The sequence below is a fragment of the Brevibacillus brevis genome (genome assembly GCF_031583145.1).
In the GTDB taxonomy this organism is placed as follows: domain Bacteria; phylum Bacillota; class Bacilli; order Brevibacillales; family Brevibacillaceae; genus Brevibacillus; species Brevibacillus brevis_E.
The window spans coordinates 3750746-3771952 of the sequence record NZ_CP134050.1 but is presented as its reverse complement, the minus strand read 5'-3'; the positions used below and the strand labels follow the sequence as shown (position 1 = coordinate 3771952).

At 53.4% G+C, this 21207-nt stretch carries 18 protein-coding genes; 14 read left to right on the top strand and 4 right to left on the bottom strand.

Annotated elements, in window-relative coordinates; genetic code table 11:
• Positions 1–28: 28 nt before the first annotated feature.
• Together nfsA and RGB73_RS18720 are read left to right on the top strand one after the other, a co-directional pair.
• Positions 29–769 carry an oxygen-insensitive NADPH nitroreductase gene (gene nfsA / locus RGB73_RS18725; protein ID WP_310764275.1) on the top strand — a complete coding sequence of 247 codons (741 nt, stop codon included), beginning with the start codon at positions 29–31 and terminating at the stop codon, positions 767–769.
• Positions 770–817: 48 nt separating this feature from the next.
• Entirely contained in the window at positions 818–2119 is a 1302-nt protein-coding gene (locus RGB73_RS18720) for a CapA family protein (RefSeq protein ID WP_310764274.1), read from the top strand.
• Positions 2120–2330: 211 nt separating this feature from the next.
• On the opposite strand, the gene RGB73_RS18715 is transcribed toward RGB73_RS18720, so the two are convergent.
• Complete coding sequence (locus RGB73_RS18715) at positions 2331–3464, bottom strand: M20 family metallopeptidase (RefSeq protein WP_310764273.1); 1134 nt, start codon at positions 3462–3464, stop codon at positions 2331–2333.
• A 340-nt stretch (positions 3465–3804) separates the two neighbouring features.
• Here RGB73_RS18715 and RGB73_RS18710 point away from each other — a divergent pair, with 340 nt between their 5' ends.
• From RGB73_RS18710 to RGB73_RS18695, 4 genes are all read left to right on the top strand, one after another.
• Complete coding sequence (locus RGB73_RS18710) at positions 3805–5241, top strand: YfcC family protein (protein ID WP_310764272.1); 1437 nt, start codon at positions 3805–3807, stop codon at positions 5239–5241.
• Between the two features lie 110 nt (positions 5242–5351).
• Positions 5352–5678 (top strand): helix-turn-helix domain-containing protein, encoded by a 327-nt coding sequence (locus RGB73_RS18705; protein WP_024985204.1) that lies wholly within the window; start codon positions 5352–5354, stop codon positions 5676–5678.
• Positions 5618–6502, top strand: coding sequence for an IS3 family transposase (locus RGB73_RS18700; protein ID WP_155808033.1), 885 nt, complete (start codon positions 5618–5620; stop codon positions 6500–6502). The genes RGB73_RS18705 and RGB73_RS18700 overlap by 61 nt, the downstream gene beginning before the upstream one ends.
• A gap of 160 nt (positions 6503–6662) precedes the next feature.
• Positions 6663–8783: a sigma-54 interaction domain-containing protein gene (locus RGB73_RS18695; RefSeq protein WP_310764271.1), complete on the top strand. Its 2121-nt coding sequence runs from the start codon at positions 6663–6665 to the stop codon at positions 8781–8783.
• Positions 8784–8910: 127 nt separating this feature from the next.
• Here the strand turns inward: RGB73_RS18695 and RGB73_RS18690 are convergent, their stop codons facing one another.
• The 3 genes from RGB73_RS18690 to RGB73_RS18680 all read right to left on the bottom strand — a co-directional run bounded on the left by RGB73_RS18690 (position 8911) and on the right by RGB73_RS18680 (position 10859).
• Positions 8911–9912, bottom strand: a complete 1002-nt coding sequence (locus RGB73_RS18690; RefSeq protein WP_310764270.1) for a GNAT family N-acetyltransferase — start codon at positions 9910–9912, stop codon at positions 8911–8913.
• Positions 9913–9933: 21 nt separating this feature from the next.
• Complete coding sequence (locus RGB73_RS18685; protein ID WP_310774426.1) at positions 9934–10479, bottom strand: GNAT family N-acetyltransferase; 546 nt, start codon at positions 10477–10479, stop codon at positions 9934–9936.
• 89 nt (positions 10480–10568) lie between these two features.
• Positions 10569–10859, bottom strand: a complete 291-nt coding sequence (locus tag RGB73_RS18680; RefSeq protein WP_310764269.1) for a hypothetical protein — start codon at positions 10857–10859, stop codon at positions 10569–10571.
• Between the two features lie 439 nt (positions 10860–11298).
• On the opposite strand from RGB73_RS18680, the gene megL reads away from it, so the two are divergent.
• The 8 genes from megL (at position 11299) to RGB73_RS18640 (ending at position 21203) form a co-directional block, all read left to right on the top strand.
• Positions 11299–12504, top strand: a complete 1206-nt coding sequence (gene megL, locus RGB73_RS18675; RefSeq protein ID WP_310764268.1) for a methionine gamma-lyase — start codon at positions 11299–11301, stop codon at positions 12502–12504.
• An 84-nt stretch (positions 12505–12588) separates the two neighbouring features.
• Positions 12589–14154, top strand: coding sequence for a sigma 54-interacting transcriptional regulator (locus RGB73_RS18670; RefSeq protein WP_310764267.1), 1566 nt, complete (start codon positions 12589–12591; stop codon positions 14152–14154).
• 424 nt (positions 14155–14578) lie between these two features.
• Positions 14579–15166, top strand: a complete 588-nt coding sequence (locus RGB73_RS18665) for a TetR/AcrR family transcriptional regulator (RefSeq protein ID WP_310764266.1) — start codon at positions 14579–14581, stop codon at positions 15164–15166.
• 94 nt (positions 15167–15260) lie between these two features.
• On the top strand, positions 15261–16679 hold the full coding sequence (locus RGB73_RS18660) for an MFS transporter (RefSeq protein ID WP_310764265.1): 1419 nt from the start codon (positions 15261–15263) through the stop codon (positions 16677–16679).
• Positions 16680–16934: 255 nt separating this feature from the next.
• Entirely contained in the window at positions 16935–18137 is a 1203-nt protein-coding gene (locus tag RGB73_RS18655) for an NAD(P)/FAD-dependent oxidoreductase (protein ID WP_310764264.1), read from the top strand.
• Positions 18138–18235: 98 nt separating this feature from the next.
• Complete coding sequence (locus RGB73_RS18650) at positions 18236–19678, top strand: MBL fold metallo-hydrolase (protein ID WP_310764263.1); 1443 nt, start codon at positions 18236–18238, stop codon at positions 19676–19678.
• Positions 19679–19879: 201 nt separating this feature from the next.
• On the top strand, positions 19880–20335 hold the full coding sequence (locus RGB73_RS18645; RefSeq protein WP_310764262.1) for a hypothetical protein: 456 nt from the start codon (positions 19880–19882) through the stop codon (positions 20333–20335).
• Positions 20313–21203 (top strand): tetratricopeptide repeat protein, encoded by an 891-nt coding sequence (locus RGB73_RS18640; protein ID WP_310764261.1) that lies wholly within the window; start codon positions 20313–20315, stop codon positions 21201–21203. Before RGB73_RS18645 ends, RGB73_RS18640 begins: the two co-directional genes overlap by 23 nt.
• The last annotated feature ends 4 nt before the right edge of the window (positions 21204–21207 follow it).

Genomic DNA, 21207 nt, shown 5'->3' with positions numbered 1-21207 from the left:
GAAAACAACGATGATGAGGGAGGCCGTCATGCCGACAGAAGTGACGAAATTGATTTTATCCCATCGCTCCATCCGCAAGTTTACCGACCAGCCGATCGCAAATGAGCTGCTGGAGGAGATTTTGAGCTGCGCGCAGTGGGCGCCGTCGTCGCACAACGTGCAGGCGTACAGCGTGATCGTCGTACGCTCTCCCGAGACGAAGCAGACGCTCTCGGCCCTGGCCGGCAACCAGCGCTGGGTAGCGGAGTGCCCGGTATTCCTCGTGTTTTGCGCCGATTATTACCGGCTGGAAAAAGCGTGCGAAATGCACGGCCAGACGCTGGCTGCCGACGAGGTGGAGAGCCTCTTGGTAGGGGCGGTGGACACGGCGCTGGCGGCGGAAAACGTATTGCTGGCCGCTCGTTCCCATGGACTCGGCGGCGTCATGATCGGAGGCATCCGCAACAACCCGCGGGACGTAGCGACCGTATTGGGGCTGCCCAAGCTGACCATCCCGATCATGGGCATGTGCCTGGGGTATCCGGCCCAGGATGTCGAGCAAAAGCCGCGGATGCCGAAGCGGGCCGTCATCCATGAAGAACGGTATCAGACCGAAACCATTCCGGATGCGCTGGAGGAGTACGAGCGCGCATCGTCCGAGTACTACTCCCGGCGCAGCCAGGGAAAGCGTACGGAAGGTTGGACCATGCAAATGGCGGACTACGTGAGCAAGCCGCGCAGGGCGCATGTCACACCGTTCATCAAAGAGCAGGGAATGCGTCTGACCTAGATAGAAATCACGAGAGAACGAGGAGAAGAGGAGCAGGAGGGGGCGCGAATGGGAAGCAGGATGACGTTCATTGCGACAGGCGACAGCTTTATTACCCGGCGGTTGCCAAGCGTATCGTCCGAATCGTTTCGGGAGCTCGCTGGCCTGATCGGACGAGCCGAATTCCGATTTACCAACCTGGAAGTGACCACCCACAGGCAGGAGGGCTTCCCGTTTGCCTTTAGCGGAGGCACGTGGGCGATGGCCCAGCCGGAAGTGCTGGAGGATCTGCAGGAGTATGGCTTCAACACCGTGGCGTGGGCGAATAACCACACGATGGATTACGCGTACGGCGGTCTGGAAGCGACGAGAAGGTACCTCAATCAGTACGGCTTCGTCCATGCCGGAGTGGGGATGAATCTCGCAGAGGCCAGCGGGCCCGTGTACCTGGATTGCCCGTCCGGACGCGTAGGTCTTGTGGCCGCGACGTCGACCTTTCACGAGTCGTGGGCGGCGGGGGAACAGCGGCCAGACATGCCGGGACGTCCCGGCGTCAATCCCCTGCGCTACGAAACGACGTACGTGCTGCCGCAGGAAGACCTGGCCTGCCTTGAGCGAATCAGCCGCGAAATTCCGATCAACGCCAGCTACAATCTGGATGTGAAAGAAGGCTTCGCCGTCGCCGTGGAGGAAGGTTCCGTCCGATTCGGCACCCACCGTTTTTCGGCAGGAGAAGCGGCTGCTTGCCGTACCGTACCGAAGAAAGCGGACAAGAAGCGGATCCTGCGCTCGATTTCCGAGGCAAGGCGACAGGCGGACTACGTCGTCGTCAGCATTCACTCCCACGAGATGGAGGGGGAGGACAAGGCGCGTGCCGCAGCGTTCTTCGAGGAAATGGCGCGGGCCTGCATCGATGGCGGAGCCGACGCTGTGATCGGACATGGGCCGCACATTTTGCGCGGGATCGAGATTTACCGAAATCGGCCGATCTTTTACAGTCTGGGCAACTTCATTTTCCAAAACGAGACGGTCAGTCGTCTTCCGGCCGATTTTTACGAAAAATACAGCCTGGGACACGAGTCCAACGTGGCAGATGCCTTCGATACGCGAACCGATCACAACAAGAAGGGGCTGGGAGTGAATCCGCGCGTATGGGAATCGGTCGTACCTCTGTGGCGGATCGAGGAAGGAAAGCTTACGGAACTGCTCCTGTATCCGATTGAGCTCGGTTACGGCACACCGCGCTACAGTAGAGGATGGCCGCGTCTGTCCAATCAGGTGACGATTCTGGAGCATGTGCAGCGACTGAGCGAGCCGTACGGGACCACAATCGAGCTGGAAGGTCATGTCGGAAGAGTGAAGGTCGGCTAAGGTGCTCCTCTGTGCCCGAGATTCATCATGAAAAGAAACGCTTCCTCCAGATCAATGGGGAAGCGTTTTTTTGCGAGGTGCAGCCTCCAACAGGCTGAATTCCGTATGAATGTGCAGGTGTACAAATTCGGTTCCGGCTTCATTAGCTTGTCCCCGCAAGGCGTACGCGGGAATAAAGGGAGGAGCCCCCACCCCTGTTCCAGTGATTTTCCTACAATTTTACGAGCAAATTGGCCAATAAGGCGGCGCGAATGGCGAGGGAGTCGATGAGAATATGCTCGTGCTCCGCATGCAGCCCTTCGCCCGAAGCACCTAATCCGTCCAGCGTCGGAATGCCGAGCGCTGCGCAAAAGTTGCCGTCACTGCCGCCGCCGACGCTCGCTTCTCCCAGGGTCAGACCAAGTTCGCCGGCTGCGGCTTGGGCAACCGCAAACAGACTAGCGGTCTTTTCGGTTCGCTCCATGGGCGGACGGTTGATTCCGCCTGTCACTTCGATTTTGGCTCCTGTTACCTGCGGGCGCAGACCGAGGATTTTTTCGTTGATGCGCTCCGCTTCTGCAAGCGAGCTGATTCGCACATCGATCTGCGCCTCGGCATAATCCGGAACGACGTTTCGTTTGCTGCCCCCCTTGGCCGTGCCTACGTTGACCGTGGTTCCTTTTTCGTAGTCGGTCAGCTCCTGGAGCGCGATAATCTGCCGCGCCAATTCCTCCAGCGCGTTGATCCCGTCTTCGTGGTGGTTGCCGGCGTGGGCTGAGTGTCCGTACAGCTTCAGATCGTAGATGCCGACCCCTTTCCGGCTCGTTTTCAGCGCTCCCGTACTTGCTTCCGCTGGCTCGGCCACGAGGACGCAAACGCTTTTTGCCGCTTCCTCTTCAATGAGCTTCCGGGAATGGATCGAACCGATCTCTTCGTCGGAGTTGCAGAGGAAGACCACTTTTTTGTTCAGGGAAAGTCCACGCTCCTTGATCGCCTTCAACGCCCAAAGTGCCTGGATGATGCCGCCCTTCATGTCGAGAATGCCCGGGCCGTGCGCTTTGTTGCCCTCAATGCGAAAGGGGAGGCGGCCTTTGTCCCAGACTGTATCAAAATGGCCGACGATGAGAATTTGCTCGTTTCCCTGCCCGAGGGTAAATTTCAAGTGATCGCCCACTTCATTCTGTGCGATCACTTCTGCTTCTGCGGCAAGATGTTTGGCGAACAGTTCTCTGAGAAAAAGGCCGCATTCGTCGACCAACGCCTTGTCCTGAGACGGAGAATCCTTCCGCACAAACTGTTCTAGGTCGAATAGCATCTCCTCCTGATGCTGGCGAAGATACGCTTGTAGATCGTTCGCATGGTTCATGTTTCGTTCACTCCTGATCCAAAATGACTATCGAAGGGTGTAGCCATGCAATTCACTTGCCAACGAAAAGAAACCCAAAAAATCCGCGTAAGACACACGGTTTAGGTTTGTTTTTAAAATTTTTTAGGATGATTATTTCTTAAAAACAACCCAATAGATCACTTCGTTCTTGCTGATCAGACTGAAAAATGAACAAAAATATGATTGGCATAAATGTTGCAAAGATTTCAAAACGTTTTCACAGAAGATACATGGGGGACAGGAGTGAAGGATCAGGAGAGAATCAGGTTTATGACCAGGAACAACCAGAAGAAAAGTATGCAAGGGGGATGCGGCACACATGCAAGTGGCAGCAGAGAATGTGGAGAAGGATGGAAAGAAGAAGAACAGGTTTCCCAAGATTGACGCCTATGTTCTGATCTTTTGTATCTTGGTGGTCTGTACGATCATGACGTATATCGTACCGGCTGGAGAATACGACCGGGTGAAAAACGGCGATATTACTGTAACCGTGTCTGGAAGCTACCATACGGTGGAAGCGAGTCCGGTAAGCATAAAAGATTTGTTCACCTCGATTGCTGACGGGATGACCAAAGGCGCATCCTTGATCTTTCTGATCATGTTTACCAGCGGAGCGCTGGCAATCCTTGAGAAAACCGGCGCCATCGATGCCTTTTTGCGAAAGATCGTCATCAGCAGCAAGGACAAGCTGTTATTCTTGATTATTCCCGTCTGTGTTGTATTTTCGATATTGGGAACGACTGGTATTATCGTCAACTCTGTTATCGCCTTTGTTCCGCTCGGGATTGTCATCGCCAGAGGCTTGAAGCTTGATGCCGTCTTTGGCGCCGCACTGATTTATCTGGGAACCTACGCAGGCTGGAACACGACCGTGATGGCGCCGCAAACGCTCGGACTGTCCCAACGCATCGCCGAATTGCCGCTCCTCTCCGGATTCGGCTTTCGCATGGTCATTTATGTCGTGTTTCTTGTGGCAACGATTTTATTTTTGTACTGGTATGCCCGCCGCATCCAGCGAGACATCGGAAAGAGCGCATTGGGGGCGGACGTCTTTCCCAACGAGCTCGGTGCAAACCAGACTGACATGGTGAGTACCAGCGTCAAACTGACGCCACAACAAACAGGAGTGCTCCTGTTCTCCGGACTGTCCCTGCTCGGCTTCATTATCTGCACGCTGCTGCTCCAATGGTCGGAGAGCGAAATGACTGCGCTGTTTATCTTCATCGCAATCGGTGCCGGGCTGATTTCCCGCATGAATGCGAATGAAATTGTCAAAACCTTCATGCAAGGGTGCTCCAAGCTGGTGTATGGCGCGCTGATCGTCGGGATGGCCAGAGCCGTCATCATCATTCTCGAGGAAGGTAAACTGCTCGATACGATCGTGTACGGACTGGCCGGAATGCTGGAGTCGCTTTCCCCAATCACCGGAGCGATCGGGATGTTTATCGGCAGCGCGCTGATCCATTTCCTCGTTTCCTCCGGTTCCGGAGAGTCAGCCATGCTCGTGCCGATTCTCGTTCCGTTGGCGGATCTTTTGAACATTACCCGTCAGGTCGCTGTGCAAGCCGTCATGTTCGGGGAAGGCGTAGTCAACTGCGTGAACCCGACGTCCGGCGTACTGATGGCGATCTTGGCGATGACGGGAATTCCCTATGGCAAATGGATCAAATTTATCCTGCCGTTGATCGGCATCTGGTGTGTCATTGCCATCGTCTTCCTGGTGATCGGCGTCATCATCGGCTGGGGCCCATTTTAAACAAGTTCGTGAGGCAAAAAGTACCCCTGATGAACTGAAGTGCACCCCTTAGAATGGACATTGGATTAAACCCCTGGTAAATCCGATGAAATTTAAGGGGTGCATTTTTTATGGTGAAAAAGGGGCAAACGTTTAGAAGTTATTCTCACGAATTAAAGGTGGAAGCCATACGACTGCATATCGAAGAAGGATGGACATACCGTCGAATCATGGAGCATCTGGGGATTCCGGACCGCCACCGGCTTAAAGTATGGATGAAAAAATATAAACAGTTAGGCGAATTTGGGTTGATGGATCAACGAGGTAGACGTGAAGAATATGTTGACCAAGATCGATATGTTAAAAAGCTAAAACGAGAGAACTCGATGCTAAAAAAGTGTTTGAAAATCTGGATGCGGGAGGTGCAGCCCATAAGTATGAGGCGATCAAGCAAGTAGCTGGTGAGTATACGACTAGTGAACTTTGCAAGCTGTTTGGAGTCTCAAGAAGTGGATACTATGCATACTTGAAACGGCAACAAGCGGACCGGGACAAGCCCGTGAAAGACCTCATCAAAGTAGTTTATAAGAAGTATGATGGTAAATATGGGTATCGACAAACCCAGCTGTTTCTCTTACGAGATCACGGGGTATGGGTCAACCATAAGAAGGTACTACGTCTGATGCAAGAAATGAAGCTCCGTTCTCGAATACGCCGCAAATATCGAGGTCACTATGCTTCAACCGAAGGTGGACGAGTCGCTGAGAATGTGATGCAGCGGAATTTCAAAGCGGATGCACCTAATCGAAAATGGGTAACCGATGTCACACAGTATCGTGTCGCGGATACGTGGCTCTACCTGTCTGCTATTAAGGATTTGTTTAATAATGAGATTGTGGCTTACCACATTGGAGTTCGCAACGACAATCAGTTGGTCCTACGGACCTTTGAGAAAGCCTTTAAAAAGACGAAAGACGTGACTGGACTGATCGTTCACAGCGATCAGGGATTCCAGTACACGTCCTACGCTTACCACGACATGTTGCCGAAGGTTGGCGCCCAAATCAGCATGTCTCGGAGAGGCAACTGTTATGATAATGCCTCGATGGAGAGCTTCTTCTCGCATCTCAAAACGGAAGGGCTCTACCCTTATGATATCCGAAGTGTGGATGAGGCACAAAGGCGAATTGAGGAATATATTCAATTCTACAACCAAAGTCGACCACAACGAAAATTAAAAAGGCTGACGCCTGTTGAATTCAGACGTCAGCTGTCGGTCTAACGGTCGGGTTTTTTCTTACTGTCCACTAAATGGGGTCTTGACCAAACCGTCCGGGGTACTTTTTTGCGTGTTCGGACGATGTACCTGCGGAAATCAATCCCTTTGCAAAACGATAGGTGTTATTTTAAAATGATTGAAAAAATTGCGAGGAGCACGCTGTATGTGCAAGCATAGCATTCTGTTGGCAACCAAAAGCGAAAAAGTATGCGAGACTTTTGCGTCCAATCTGCAAGCCTATTTTGGCTCGCAAATCTCCATTTACACTCATTACGAAGGGAATCCGTGCGATCCGGAAACGCTCGACCAGGTGCAGCTGGTTCTGCTGTCAAACGACTACATCATCAACGAACTTCCTCCGGTTCCGGAGGGGAAAACCGTCCTTGTGTCGCGCAGGTCCATTCACATGACGCAGTTGGTAAAAATCATGGATCTTGAGCCTGGTACGCGCTGCCTGTTCGTCACCAACGCCAGGGAGACGGCGGAAGATTCCGTGGAAGTGCTCAAGCGGCTCGGCTTTGATCATCTCCTGTTCACTCCGTTCGATCCGGAAACCCGCTTGTCACCGGAGGAGCTCGACCAGATCGATCTGGCGCTTACGCTTGGCTTTCCCGAGCTGGTGCCGAAGCAGGTGCAGCAGGTGATCAATCTCTACAATCGGCCGCTCGATTTATCGACCATTTTTGATATTGCCCAGCTCTTCAATCTATCCGTAGACAAGAGGCATTTTTACACGGCGGAATTTTTCCGCGATTTTGTCCAGCTTGGCCGGAATCTCTCCATCTCCGTCAATAACGAAAAGCGGCTCATTCAAAAGCTGGAGTCCATTCTCAATGCCGTTCATGAAGGGATTATCGGCATCGACGAGCAGGGGGAAGTCACATTTTTCAACGACGATGCCGGAAACATTCTGCATATGGCGGCGGAAAAATGTATCGGCAAACATTATCTCGAGGTGATCCCCGACTTTCATGTGGAGGAAGTGTTTCGCACCCGTACAGTGATTGCTGACCAATTGCTGGAAATCGGCAGCCGCTTTCTGCTCGTCACCAAAAATCCAATCCTGATGGACAGCAAGTTCCTCGGGGTGGTGGTGACGTTTCAGGATGTCACCAAGGTGCAGCAGATCGAACAGGAAATCCGCACGAAGAGCACACAGCTTGGTCTTACCACCAAATACAGCTTTGCCAACATCATCGGGGTCAGCCAGACGATCGCCGCAGCCAAACAGACGGCGATCAAGCTTGCACAGGAGGAGTTTACCGTCCTGATCACGGGGGAGAACGGAACGGGAAAAGAGGTGTTCGCCCAGGCCATCCACAACGACTCGCCAAGAAAAGACGGTCCGTTTGTTCCGGTTAACTTCGCCGGTTTGACGGAAAGCCTGGCGGAGAGCGAACTGTTCGGATACGAAGAAGGCTCTTTTACTGGAGCACGCAAAGGCGGCAAGATCGGTCTGTTCGAGCTGGCGCACAACGGAACGATCTTTCTCGACGAAATAGGCGACGCCCCATTGAGCATTCAGGCAGCGCTGCTCCGCGTGCTGCAGGAGCGGCAGGTCATGCGCGTCGGGGGGAACCGCGTCATTCCGGTGAATGTCCGCGTGATCGCGGCGACCAACCGCAACCTTCTGGAGATGATTCAAAGAGGCAGCTTTCGCGAAGACCTTTACTATCGCTTGAACGTCCTGCCGCTGCAAATACCCAGCCTGCGGGAAAGAAGCGAGGATCTGTTTATCCTGATCGACTATTTTCTCAAGGGTAAACGGCGCCATCTTCATTTCCTGCCAGAGGCGCAGGAAGCGCTGCGGCACTATAACTGGCCCGGCAACATCCGTGAACTGGAGAACTTTATCAATTATCTGCTCGTGATCGTCGACGGCGAGCAGGTGGGACTTCAGCATCTTCCTGAGCGGATGCAAAACAGGCCACAAGTCGCAGGCAGCGCGCTGTCTGTTCAATCCCCGCTGTCCGACGAAGCTGGGCAGGTGGTGTTTTTGCTGGGACGTCACGGTTCGCTGCATGAGTACGAGGACATCCTGGCCAATTTGTGGCTGTGCCATCAACGAAGCGAGAGGATCGGCCGCTCCACCTTAGGCAAGATGCTCGCTTCGCCGCTCTCCGATGCAAAGCTGCGCAACAGGCTGGCCGTATTGCATCGCAGCGGCTGTGTCGAGGTAGGGATCAAGAAACAGGGCACACAGATTACCCCGCTGGGCGTACAGGTACTGAATGCTTTGCAAGTAAGCAGACAATCAAACACCGCTGTCCCGTCGATTGGCTGACGGCGGCAGCGGTGTTTTGGTAATGCCAAATAGGCAACAGTGATTCAAGCTTTTGACTATATCCGGGAAGCGTTTTTTTATAAGGAACACCGGAATTTGAATGTGCACACCCGGTGCCCAGAGATTGTCAAAAACGAGGAAGATTCGCCCAAGAAATCCTGTGGTCGATCAGACGGGACAATCGATAAGCAACCGGAAGAAACCCTTGGCGCGGCCAGAAACGTGAGGATGACAAATTCGTCATCCTCCAATCCGTCATACAATAGGCGTAGCCTTTTTCTTTCGCATGTGACAGCCCGTGCAAAGTGAGGGCGCGATTGATTCCCTGTCCGCGATACTCGGAGCGTGTCGCGGCTACTCCCAGCTCTACGCAATTATCAGGTGTGATGATGCTCGACGTATCGTGGTTGGAAGGATAATAGGCTTGAAAAGAAATGATTCGTCCTTCTTTCCATGCCGTCCAAAAATGAACGGATGGGTCGTCAAGCAGAGCCGCATAACCCTCACGGATGCGCTGCGCATCCTCCGGCAAGGCAACCGCAAAAACTGGCGCCTTTGCTTGATGAGATCGGATAATCTCGTATAGATCTTGGATCGAATCACGGTCGGACGGTGTTGCCAAGCGGATCTCCACGCCAGAAACGGGGAGGGGAGGAGGGGCTTGATCCTCTTCCAGTGAAAGGAGCCCATGCACCTGCTCATATCCGAATCCGAGACGGAACCAGGCGTCGATCAGCCCAGAATCGGTCGAGGGCAGCAGAGAATAGTGCGTAAAGTATCCTTCGTCCACCCAGCGTTGGGAAGCAAATGCATATAGCTCCCGATAAAGTTCGCTGGAGGCGCCTTCCGCGATTGCATGTCCGGCGAGGCTGATCCAGATATGTCGTCCTCGAAGCGAATCCTGGTGTCTTTGGCCGAGAAGATAGCCCAACAGCTGGCCGTCCTTGACCGCGGCCACTCCCGAAGGATTCGGCTTTTCCCATTCAGATCGGATGGCCAAGGATGCATCCCCTTCATTTTCAAAGCGGTTTGGCAGTCCAGCCTGTACCGTTCGATTATTCCGATGCCGTATGGCCAAGAGCTTCCCCGCATCGGAAAGCATTTCCGCAGAGAAAGGTACCAAGTCCATCGCGTTCCCCTCCATTTTAGGTTAAACGGTTTCTCTATTCCAATCATCCCGGAGTATGGAGAACATGATCACGTCAACAAATTTCCCCTTTGCCTTCTCATATTGCCGCAGGGTGCCTTCTTCGACAAAACGCAATTTTTCCAAGACCTTGACCGAGTTTGCGTTCTCAGGCTCGACCTTCGCTTCGATCCTGTTCAAACCGAGGTCATGAAAGCCAAAAGAAAGCAATGCTCGCAATGCTTCAGGGGTATAACCGTTCCCCCAAAAGGGATACCCGAGGTCGTACCCGATTTCCGCCCGTTCATTTTCGAAATCAAAAGAATTGAATCCGCACGAGCCTGCAATCTGACCGGTTTGCTTTAATGTAATAGTCCAGCGGCAGGCTGCGTCCTCCAGGCTGAGCTTCTGAAGGAGGGCAATCATCTGTTCGGCCTGGGTGAGATCCGTAAATGTGTCAATGTTCATATGCCTGGTCACCATCGGATCGGACCAAAAGGCAAAAAGTGCGGGAGCATCATCCAATTCCATTGGACGCAATCGTAATTGTTTGGTTTCGATTTGGATCATTTCCATAAAAATAATTCCTCCTGATCGATGAGAGAGTGGGGCGAAACTGGCGATCGCCGCAGCCACATGGATGGCCTCCCCGGAGTAAATCATTCCTTCCATTGTATCCGGGATTGACCTCGTGGACTGAACGATGCATGTCCGCTCTTTTTCGGGCGTTCTGCTTTGTCGGGACCCGTGTTTAATACGGAGAGAAAGCCGATAATGGCAAAAGCGATCCCCACAAAATATCCATGCTTGATCGCGGTTCCCGGTGGATCCTTCAGGAACGAGTGAATCGCAGGATCGATTTCCGTGGTTGCACGCATGAGCGTTTCCGGATTCAAAAGACTCTCCAATTGGCTGGCGGGCATGCCTTGCAGCAGCTCTCCAGCTATCATGATACCCTTGCGGACGTGATCGTATCGTCAAGGGGCGGCATCAACCGGCCCAAAGCCATGGCAAGAATAATGAAACCGTTTCTTCGACTGGATACTGACATAAAGACTCTCCTGTTCTCAGATGTTTTCGAGGCAACCTGGCCTGTTCCGCAAGGGGGCTTTTTGAGCGTATAACACGATTATCAAGGAAATAGACAGAAAATGGATAGGGAAAAAATCGTTATCAATCAAAGTTTCCATAGTGGAGAGGGGGAGAGGAGCACCGCGAAGGACGAATGCTCGGCAGTTCATGACTGGCAAGTTTTCTTTCCATTTGGCAACTTTTCATACCGATTGTGTCGGCCCGTTTCCGTAAAATCCCTCGGATCTTCCGGCTTCCTTCATTGGCATCATTCATGCAAGAAAGCGCTTTAAAACGAATGGATGAGGTGATCTTTGCATGAACGAGAACCAATCAGTGAAAACGGAGAAAAAGCAGGGGCGATCCACTACGGCCATTCATGCCGGCTTTCATTGCGACCCGCAAACGGGATCTTTGGCCACTCCCATCTACCAAACCTCGACTTTTGTTTTTTCGTCCGCGGAAGAAGGAGCGAGACGCTTTGCCGGCGAGGAAGCGGGCTACATCTATTCCCGGCTGGGAAATCCTACGGTTACGGTTTTGGAGGAGAAGATCGCTGCGCTGGAAAAGGCGGAGGCTGCTCTTGCCTTTGCATCGGGAATGGCAGCCATCTCTGCCGTGCTCATGGCGCTCGTAAAGACAGGCGATCATATTCTCGGCACAAAAGGGTTGTACGGATGCACATACGGATTGCTGAATTTGCTGAAAGACCGCTTTCACGTCGATTACTCCCTTTCAGACATGACGGATGAGGCCTCGATTCGTCAAAATCTTCAGCCGACTACCCGGGTGATTTACGTGGAAACACCGATCAATCCGACCATGGAGCTGGTCGATTTACAGCTGGTCGCAAACATTGCCAGAGAGGTTGGCGCCTGCGTGGTCGTGGATAACACCTTTCTGTCTCCGTATTTGCAAAGGCCGATTGAGTATGGCTGTGACATCGTCATCCATAGCGCTACCAAGTTCATCGGCGGGCACGGGGATGTCATCGCGGGTGTCGCTGCGGGTCCCAAGTCCATCATGGACACCATTCGCATGACCTCGCAAAAAGATATTGGAGGCATTCTGGCGCCATTTGACGCTTATTTATTGATTCGGGGGCTCAAGACGCTCGGAGTGCGCATGGATCGCCATTGTGAAAACGCTCAGAGGGTTGCCGAGTTTTTGGACCAACATCCGAAAGTGGCACGGGTGCATTATCCTGGCTTGCCCCAGTTTCCTCAACACGAGCTGGCATGCAGGCAAATGGATGGCTTCGGGGGGCTGCTCGCGTTTGAGCTGAAAGGTGGCAGAGAAGCGGGGAGTCGCATGATGAACCACGTGCGCTTGTGCAAAAGGGCCGTCAGTTTGGGGGATGTCGACACGCTGATCCAGCATCCTGCCACGATGACCCACTCCGTCATTCCTCCTGAAGAACGCGAGAAAATGGGCATCACGGATGGACTGATTCGCTTGTCTGTGGGGATCGAGGATGTGGAAGACATTCTGGATGATTTGGATACGGCCCTTTCTTTTGCCTAGTCCGGTTGGGACAGGCGCATTTCGCACCGGGCTTTTCTTTGCTAGTATGGAGATAGAAAAGAGACCGGGCGAGGTGGGGTTGCATTGGCGGGAGTTACTCTGGAGATCAAAGGCGTGAACCGGGTCGGAATTACCCATGAGGTCATTGCATGCTTTGCCGCACGCGAGATCGACATCGTGGGCATGGAAGTGAAACCCCACTATATTTATGTAAAAATCCCCTCTGTATCTGCCAGCCAGCTCAGCGGGATCGTGGAAATGATCAAGCAGGTGAAAGGCATCGAGAATGCAAAGACGATCCCCTGTCTCCCGGCTGAAGAGCGCGAAAATCGCATCCATACGATTCTGACCACCGTTTCGGAAGGAATTCTGTCAGTAGACGATCAGCTGCGAGTCACTGCGATGAATCGCGCTGCTCAGGCCATGCTGAGAATGGAGCCTGAACAGCTATTGCATCACTCTATCGAAAATTGGTGGGGAGAAGCGGCGGCCGAGGTGAAACGATGTCTGCATGAGGCGATCGAATTGCCCAGCGTCCAGGTGAGAATTTGGACCGGGCATAAAAAGCTCGTGAGCTACCTTTGCAGCTATCATCCGATCATCCCTGCGGACCGGAGCGAAAGACAAGGCGTAGTCATCGTGCTTCGGGACGATCGGCAGGTACAGGAATGGCTTTCCACCGTTCAAAAAAAGGATGGTTCTCTCTTTGACGAAATCGTTCAACAGAGCGCCAATATGAGACAGTGCATCGACACCGCGAAGCGTGTTGCCAAAAGCGAAGCGACCGTTTTTTTGCAAGGCGAAAGCGGTACGGGCAAAGAACTGTTTGCGAGGGCCATTCATTTTGAAAGCAATCGCTCCCAGGGTCCTTTTGTGCCGATCAATTGTGCCGCCATACCGGATGCTTTGCTGGAAAGCGAGCTTTTCGGGTATGAAGAGGGGGCGTTCACCGGTGCGCTGAAAGGCGGGAAGTCCGGGCTGTTTGAAATGGCCCAGGGCGGAACTCTTTTTCTGGATGAAATCGGAGACATTCCCCTTCATCTGCAAGCGAAGCTCCTCCGTGTATTGGAAGAGCGAAGCGTGCGAAGAGTGGGCGGGAGCAGAACGATTCCCATTGACGTCAGAATCATCGCCGCCACCAATCGCAACCTCTCTGATATGACGAGCAAAGGGCTGTTTCGCGATGATCTCTATTATCGCTTGCACGTCATTCCCATCGTCATTCCTCCGCTTCGGGAGCGCAAAGGCGATATCCCGATGCTGGCTCACTATTTCACGCAACGAGTATGCCGAGCCGCCAATCGGCCGGTGATCCCGATCGCGCATTCCGCCATTCGCGCTCTGCAAGCGTACCCTTGGCCCGGAAACGTGCGTGAGCTGCAAAATGTGATGGAGCGAACCGTCTATTTATGTCCGGGTGATGAAATTCAGGAGCAGCATTTGTATTTGGATTTCCCGCGGAACTCATCGGTCGAAGATCAAGATTCTTCTCACCCGTCAACCGCACTTCTGAAAGAACGGATGGATGCCTTTGAAAAAAGCTTGCTGATTCGTGCCCTAAAAGAGCATGCCTCGATCAGAAAAGCCGCTGCCTCACTCGGCATCAGCCACACGGCGGTTCTGCAAAAAATGAAAAAATACGGGCTGTAATCGAAGAGACGAAAGGGAATGGGGGAGATTTCATTTGATCATCGCTGACTCGGGGGCGATGATGAAACGGCTTTTCCCCGTTCCGCTTTTCCGCTTTCCCATGCTGCCGATGTTTTCAATTGGATCACGACGGGATGCCCGAGTAGGAAAGAGCAATAAATATTATTGACTGAACGGTCTGGAAATGATACCATGAACGCGTGAAGCGAAGGAGGTGCTGACCTTGGATAATGTGTAGATCCTGATGAAACTTTTTTTGTTCATTTCGGACTGAATGGTCTATTTTAAACTTCGTTCGAACGGCCAGAAGGAGCGAAGCGAGAGTGCCACACACCGACCGATCGCGTTGGAGAGGAAAGCCTCCCTCTTCTTGATCGAACGGTCCGAAAAAGGTAGTATGGGAAAAGAGGGAGGGATACCCAATATGGCTAGAACCAAAGAATTCGATACGACTGTCGTCCTGCACAAGGCCATGCAAATCTTCGGCCATTACGGTTACGAGGGGACGTCCTTGCAGATGTTGCTCGATGGACTGGGGATCGCTCGCCAAAGCCTGTACGATACCTATGGAACGAAACGAGATCTCTTTGTGAAAGCAGTGAAGCACTATGTGAATGAGAAGTCTTCCGCTGTGGTCGCCTACTTGGAGAGAACAGAGTCTGCAAAAAAGGCCGTTTCCGCTATTTTTCATGAAATTGTCGCTTCACTGCTGGACGAAAAGCGGAGAAAGGAATGCTTTATCCTGCACAGCGCAATCGACCAGGTGCCTCATGATCCCGAGATCGCGGCGCTGTTCGAGCAAGATCGGGTGCGATTGGAAGAAGCGTTTTACCAGGCTTTGGCGCGAGGCCAAAAGCAAGGCGAGCTTGGGGTCGATCAGGAATTGCGTGCGCTCGCAGGGTATTTGTACCACGCCCGGTACGCTTTGACACAGGTGGCGAAACTGACCGAGGACCCGAACGCTTTACGACAATTTATGGAAGTGACTCTTACTGCACTCGATGCAAAATGAAGCGCAGCAACCGCTTCATTCATTTTTTATCCTTTTTAGATCGAATGGTCTGGAATTTTGCCGGATCGTACATTTTCAATGAGGAGGATTACCGATGAATCCTAGCAGAGTGAAAGGATTAGCCTTGTTCATTCTAGCTGTTTCGCAGTTAATTTTGGCTCTGGATTACACCATTATTTTTGTGGCAATGCCCTCACTCGGAAACGAGCTAGGGTTTTCCGCCAACCATTTGCAATGGGTCGTCAGCGCGTATTCCCTCGCTTACGGCGGATTTTTGTTACTAGGCGGACGGCTGTCTGATTTGCTGGGCAGGCGGCGGATGTTTGTCATCGCCATGACCCTCTTCGCGTTGGGATCGCTATTGGGGGGGCTCGCCCATTCCCAGCTTCTGCTTATCCTTGCCAGAGGGGTGCAAGGCCTTGGCGGCGCTTTATTATCCCCGGCCACTTTGTCGCTGATCATGTCCAATTTTGAGGAAGGCAGCGAACGCAACCGGGCCATGGGTATCTGGGCGTCAATGGGCGGCGTAGGCTTGTCGCTTGGCTTGCTGTTGGGTGGCGTCTTGACCAGCTACATCGGATGGGAGGCCACATTCTTCGTCAATGTCCCCATCGGTTTATTGGCCATTGTGCTTGCACCCGTCGTTCTCGTGGAAAGCCGGATGTCTTCTCAAAGCAAGCACTTTGATGTAGCAGGTACGGTGTCGGTGACGTCTGGCATGCTTCTCGTCGTCTACTATCTCGTGCAGTCTCCGGTCGATGGCTGGCTCAGCAAAAGCACGCTGCCCTTTCTGCTGATCGGTGCCGCACTGCTTGGCGCCTTCCTTGTCATTGAAAAGCGTACGAAGGAACCGCTGCTTTCCTTCCGTCTTTTCCGTAATCGCAATCTGACAGGGGCGACGCTGACCGCCTTTTTATTCTCGGCATCGTTCGGTACCCTGTACTATTTCTTGACACTCTATACGCAGGGGGTACTGCATTATTCAGCCATCGAATCCGGCTTGAGCTTCTTGCCTTTGACGATAAGTGCGTTCCTGGGTGCCAAGCTGATTCAAAAAATGCTTACGAAAACCGGGGTGGCCGGAACAATCGCAACCGGGATGGGACTAGGGTTGATCGGTTTTCTGCTGCTTACTCAGCAGCTATCCGCAACCGGTTCCGCTTGGGGGATCATTCCGGGGACGGTCATCATCGGGATCGGTCAGGCGCTGGTCTTCACGACGATGTTTATCGCGGGAGGCACTGGCATTGATCCCAAAGAGCAGGGGGTAGCCTCCGCCATCATTTCGACCGGTCAACAGATCGGGGGGGCCATTGGATTGGCGGTAATTATGGCGATGATATCCGCAAGCCTGGGTTCCAGCGCGACCTTGGAAACGATGATGCCGGCGGATCTCAACCAGGCGATCCGCACCGCTTTCATTCTTGCAGCGGGGATCACGCTGCTGGGGGTCATCGTCGCGTTCATGACCCTGAAGCAAAAAAGCCGGCTAGACACGAAGGTTTCCCAGTGAAGGTTGTCTGTTATGGCGATGCTTCCTTCTTGTCAAGGTTGAACATTGAGAAAGGTACTGAATGCTGAGGTGACGATGGCTTTCGGCAGCAATGGGGAAAAAGAGCGGAAAAAGCGACTTGGCACGATGCTTGCTGCATACATTTTCGTGTAATGCAAAAGGGGCTTCAAGGTGTGCGGCTTGAGCCCCGTACACGCTGTTCAGGAATGTGGAGCTTTGGTTCCGTGAAAGCTCCTTGGAAAGGAGAGGGGATGGATGAACAGGTCGGGAGCGCATTACAAAGTCGTGATCGTAGGCGGAGGAACTGCGGGTATTTCGGTTGCGGCGCGACTCCTGCGCAAGTCGCGCGATTTCTTCGGGAGGATCGCCGTCGTAGATTTCGCGACCAAGCACTACTATCAGCCGTTGTGGACGCTTGTGGGGGCGGGCGAAGTCAGCAAGGAGACCACGGAGCGGGAGGAAGCCTCCGTAATCCCGCATGGGGCTGTATGGGTACAAGATGCCGTAACCGAATTGGAACCGGACGACAATGCCGTCGTCACTGCGTCCGGGACCAGACTGCATTACGACTACCTGGTTGTTGCAGCAGGCATTCAAGTGGATTGGAAAAAGATCAAAGGGCTGAAAGAGAGCATGGGCAAGGACGGAGTCTGCAGCAATTACTCGTATGACTTTGTCGACAGCACGTGGGATGCCATTCGTCACTTTCAGGGAGGGGAAGCGATCTTTACGAACCCCAACACGCCGGTCAAATGCGGCGGGGCCCCTCAAAAAATCATGTACGTCGCCGACGACTATTTCCGCAAGTCGGACGTTCGTTCCCGGTCTGCCATACGTTTCGTCTCCGGAGGGACCTCCCTGTTCGCCGTGAAAAAGTATGCGGACGCCTTGCAGAAGGTGATTGAAAGAAAACAGATCGAGACCCGGTTCAAGCATAATCTCGTGGAAATCGTCGGAGAAAAGAAGCAGGCGGTTTTCGAAAATCTGGACACAAACGAGCACGTGGTTATGCCCTACGACATGATTCATGTGGTACCGCCGATGAGCGCTCCGGATTTTATCAAAAAAAGCCCGCTCGCTGCAGGTGACGGTTGGATCGATGTTGATAAACATACGCTGCAGCACAAACGATTTGCCAATGTTTTCGGAGTAGGCGATTGCACGAATCTGCCTACATCAAAGACAGGCGCTGCGATACGCAAGCAGGCGCCGATCGTCGTCCAAAACCTGATGTCCATGATCCAGGGAAAGCCGCTGTCCGATCATTACAATGGCTATACATCATGCCCGCTCGTGACGGGGTACGGAAAGCTGATTCTGGCGGAATTTGATTATGAGCTGAATCCACGGGAGTCGTTTCCCTTCGACCAATCCCGCGAACGAAGAAGCATGTATTTGCTGAAAAAAGACGTGCTGCCCCTATTTTATTGGAAGGGCATGCTCAAAGGACGGATGTGACGCCCGTATCGAAAGCGGCCACTCTGTCTTGACGGTGGATGTGTACAAGAAAAGGCAGTGAGGCAAAAATGGACGTGAAGCGAATAGGAGGGTGACGGATGCTACTCAAGTATTTCTACGATGACAAATTGTCCCAGGCCTCGTATTTGGTGGGATGCCAGGCAACGGGCGAGGCCATTGTCATCGATCCTGCGCGGGATGTCGAGCCGTACGCGAAAGCAGCGGCAGCCAACGGATTGAAGATTGTGGGCGTGACGGAAACCCATATCCACGCCGATTTCCTCTCGGGAGCGAGGGAAATCGCTTCGAGGTTTGGCGCCACCCTGTATTTGTCCGAAGAAGGGGGAACCGACTGGGCCTACCCATACGCTCGCGACTACAAACACAAGCTCTTGCGGGACAAAGACATCTTTTCGATCGGCAACCTCACCTTCGAAGTGCTGCATACACCGGGGCACACACCGGAGCACATATCGCTGCTCTTGACAGATGGCGGCTCATCGCAAGCAGAACCGATCGGGATCTTTACGGGGGACTTCGTGTTCGTAGGGGATGTGGGGCGTCCGGATCTGCTGGAGAAAGTGGCAAGGCTTAGCGGCTCCGCGGAAGAGCTGGCTGGCCAAATGTTTCATTCGTTAGCGCGCTTCAAAAAGCTGCCCGACTATCTGCAGGTCTGGCCTGGGCACGGGGCAGGCAGCGCGTGCGGCAAGGCGATTGGGGCCGTCCAGTCAACCACCGTCGGCTATGAGAAGCGAACGAACTGGGCGCTGCGGCATGAGGATGAGGATGAATTCATCCAGAAGCTGTTGGAGGGCCAGCCAGAGCCGCCGACATATTTTTCGACGATGAAACGTTTGAACAAGGAAGGACCGCGGTTGGTCGGAGAAATAGCAGCCCCGTCGTACGCGGAAGCTTCCGTAGGTACGGTCGAAAGCTGGGTGAAAAAAGGCATTGTCGTGGATACGCGCCCGGCACGCCTGTTTGCCCAAAAGCATGTGTCAGGCGTGATCAATATCCCCTACGAGAAGTCTTTTGTCACGTGGGCCGGATGGCTGCTGGACTATGATCGTCCGCTATACCTGTTGACGGAAAGGGAGTCCCTTCCCCTTGTTTTGAAGGATTTGCAGTCAATCGGGATGGATCAGGTCGCGTCCGTGATGGATCCGAATGTGTTCGATCCCGATGACGACCCGAGACTTGCGAAATATGAGGACATCACCCCTCAAGAGGGAAAGGAAGCCGTCCAGTCCGGACAAATGTACGTGTTGGATGTCCGGTATAAAAAAGAGCGGGAGGAGGCATACATTCCCGGCGCGAAACACATCATGCTCGGTTACTTGCCGATGAAACTTCAGGAATTGCCGCGGGACAGACCGATTCTGGTACAATGCAAGACTGGCAAAAGGTCTGCCATAGGCGTGAGCATTTTGCGTGCAAACGGCTTTGCACAGGTATCCAACCTGGCCGGCGGCTTTGATGAGTGGACCAGACAAGGGCTTCCGATTGCGCGGGAAGGAGAGGACGAAACGCATCCGAACTGACGACGGCGATGAGCGGACAGACCCAATGGCGGGGCCAACAGAACAGCGAAGACAGGGACGTGATTTCCCCGTTCTCTTCTTCGCTGTTTTCTTTTGTAGGCGGACTGCCCCATTTTTTGTGAATTTCCATATTCTTCTTGTTGGGAGATTCCATTATAATGAAGGGGTTGGAGTTGTACCAAGGGGAAAGGAGCACACGCAGTGAACGAACGATTGCTGCAACCCTCTCTCCGAAAGGGAGGGGTCAAGGAGACCAAATCCTATCAAATCAGTAGCTTCGTCTATGCGGGTTTCTTTGGAGGAGTGCTCCCGGTCCTGGCATTGGGCACCGTGAACTGTTTGTGGCTGCGAGCGAAAAGGTCGCATACGGCAGGGCTGTTTTTGACGGGAATGCTTCTGATTGCATCGACCTTTTTCTATACATGGATCGTGGGCAACTGGCTGGATGCGCTTCTTTGCTCGCGCGTCCTGGCTGTTGGATTGGCGATCGCTTACCGCTGTACGCTGAAAAGACGCTTTCGCCTTCATTCCGTCGTGAATGGCCGCTTTCAGCCATTGGCCAAGCCTGCCATCCTGCTGTCAGCGGCCGGCGTTTCTCTGGAGCTGCTGGAAATACACGCTGGGGAGGTCTTCCATGATGGTTTGTTGGTCGGATAAAGACCTCGGCAGATGGAAGGAAGCCCTTTACTTTTACGAATTGGGCAAATACGCCAAGGCCAAGTCCAAGTTTCTGGGCATTTTAGCGCATGACCCTTCGGACGGAGTCGCCAAATACTATCTCGCTTCTTGCGCCTTTCATCTGGAAGAGATGGAGATCGCGGAGGCATTCGCCAGGGAAGCAGTCCTGTGCGAATCCAGCAAGGAAATGACGTACGCGCTGTTGGGCGCCATCTGCCTCGAGAGGGAACAATACGTGGCAGCGGAGGAGTGGCTGCTCGCCGCCCTGGCCGCCCAACCGGAAAACGCTGGAATCTTGGCGCAATACGCGTACTTGATGCTCAGGACCGGACACGAAGAAAAGGCCCGGAGACTGCTCGCAGAAGCACAGCGCCTCGGACCAGGGGACGAGACTGTCCTGCATTACGGCTACGTGTTTCAACGGGCCTATGCGGAACCGTGCTGGGAGGGGCAGGCGATTCGCGATGTTTTGCAGCTTGCGGGCAACCGGGTAGACAAGCTGGTCAAGCTGGGGCTGCTTGCGCTGGATCGGGGCTCGTACGCGGAAGCGAGGGACTATTTTTTGCAGGCGTACCAGATGGAGCCGTTGAACGAGCACCTGCTCACGGCACTGGAGCAATTGAATCGACTGCTCCACCCTCTGGCATTGCCGAAGCGTCTGGTGCTGAAGGCGGGGGGCCCCGACTTGTGGTGGATCTCACTGGCTTTCGGTGTGCTCGCTCTCGGCAAGGCGAGCTGGCAGGCGGCGATCGCTGCCGCTGGCATGCTCTTCCTCCTGATCGGAGGATACATCTGGCTTTCGCCGTTTTTATACAAATGGTCATGCAAAATGGCACGCAGAGGATGAAACG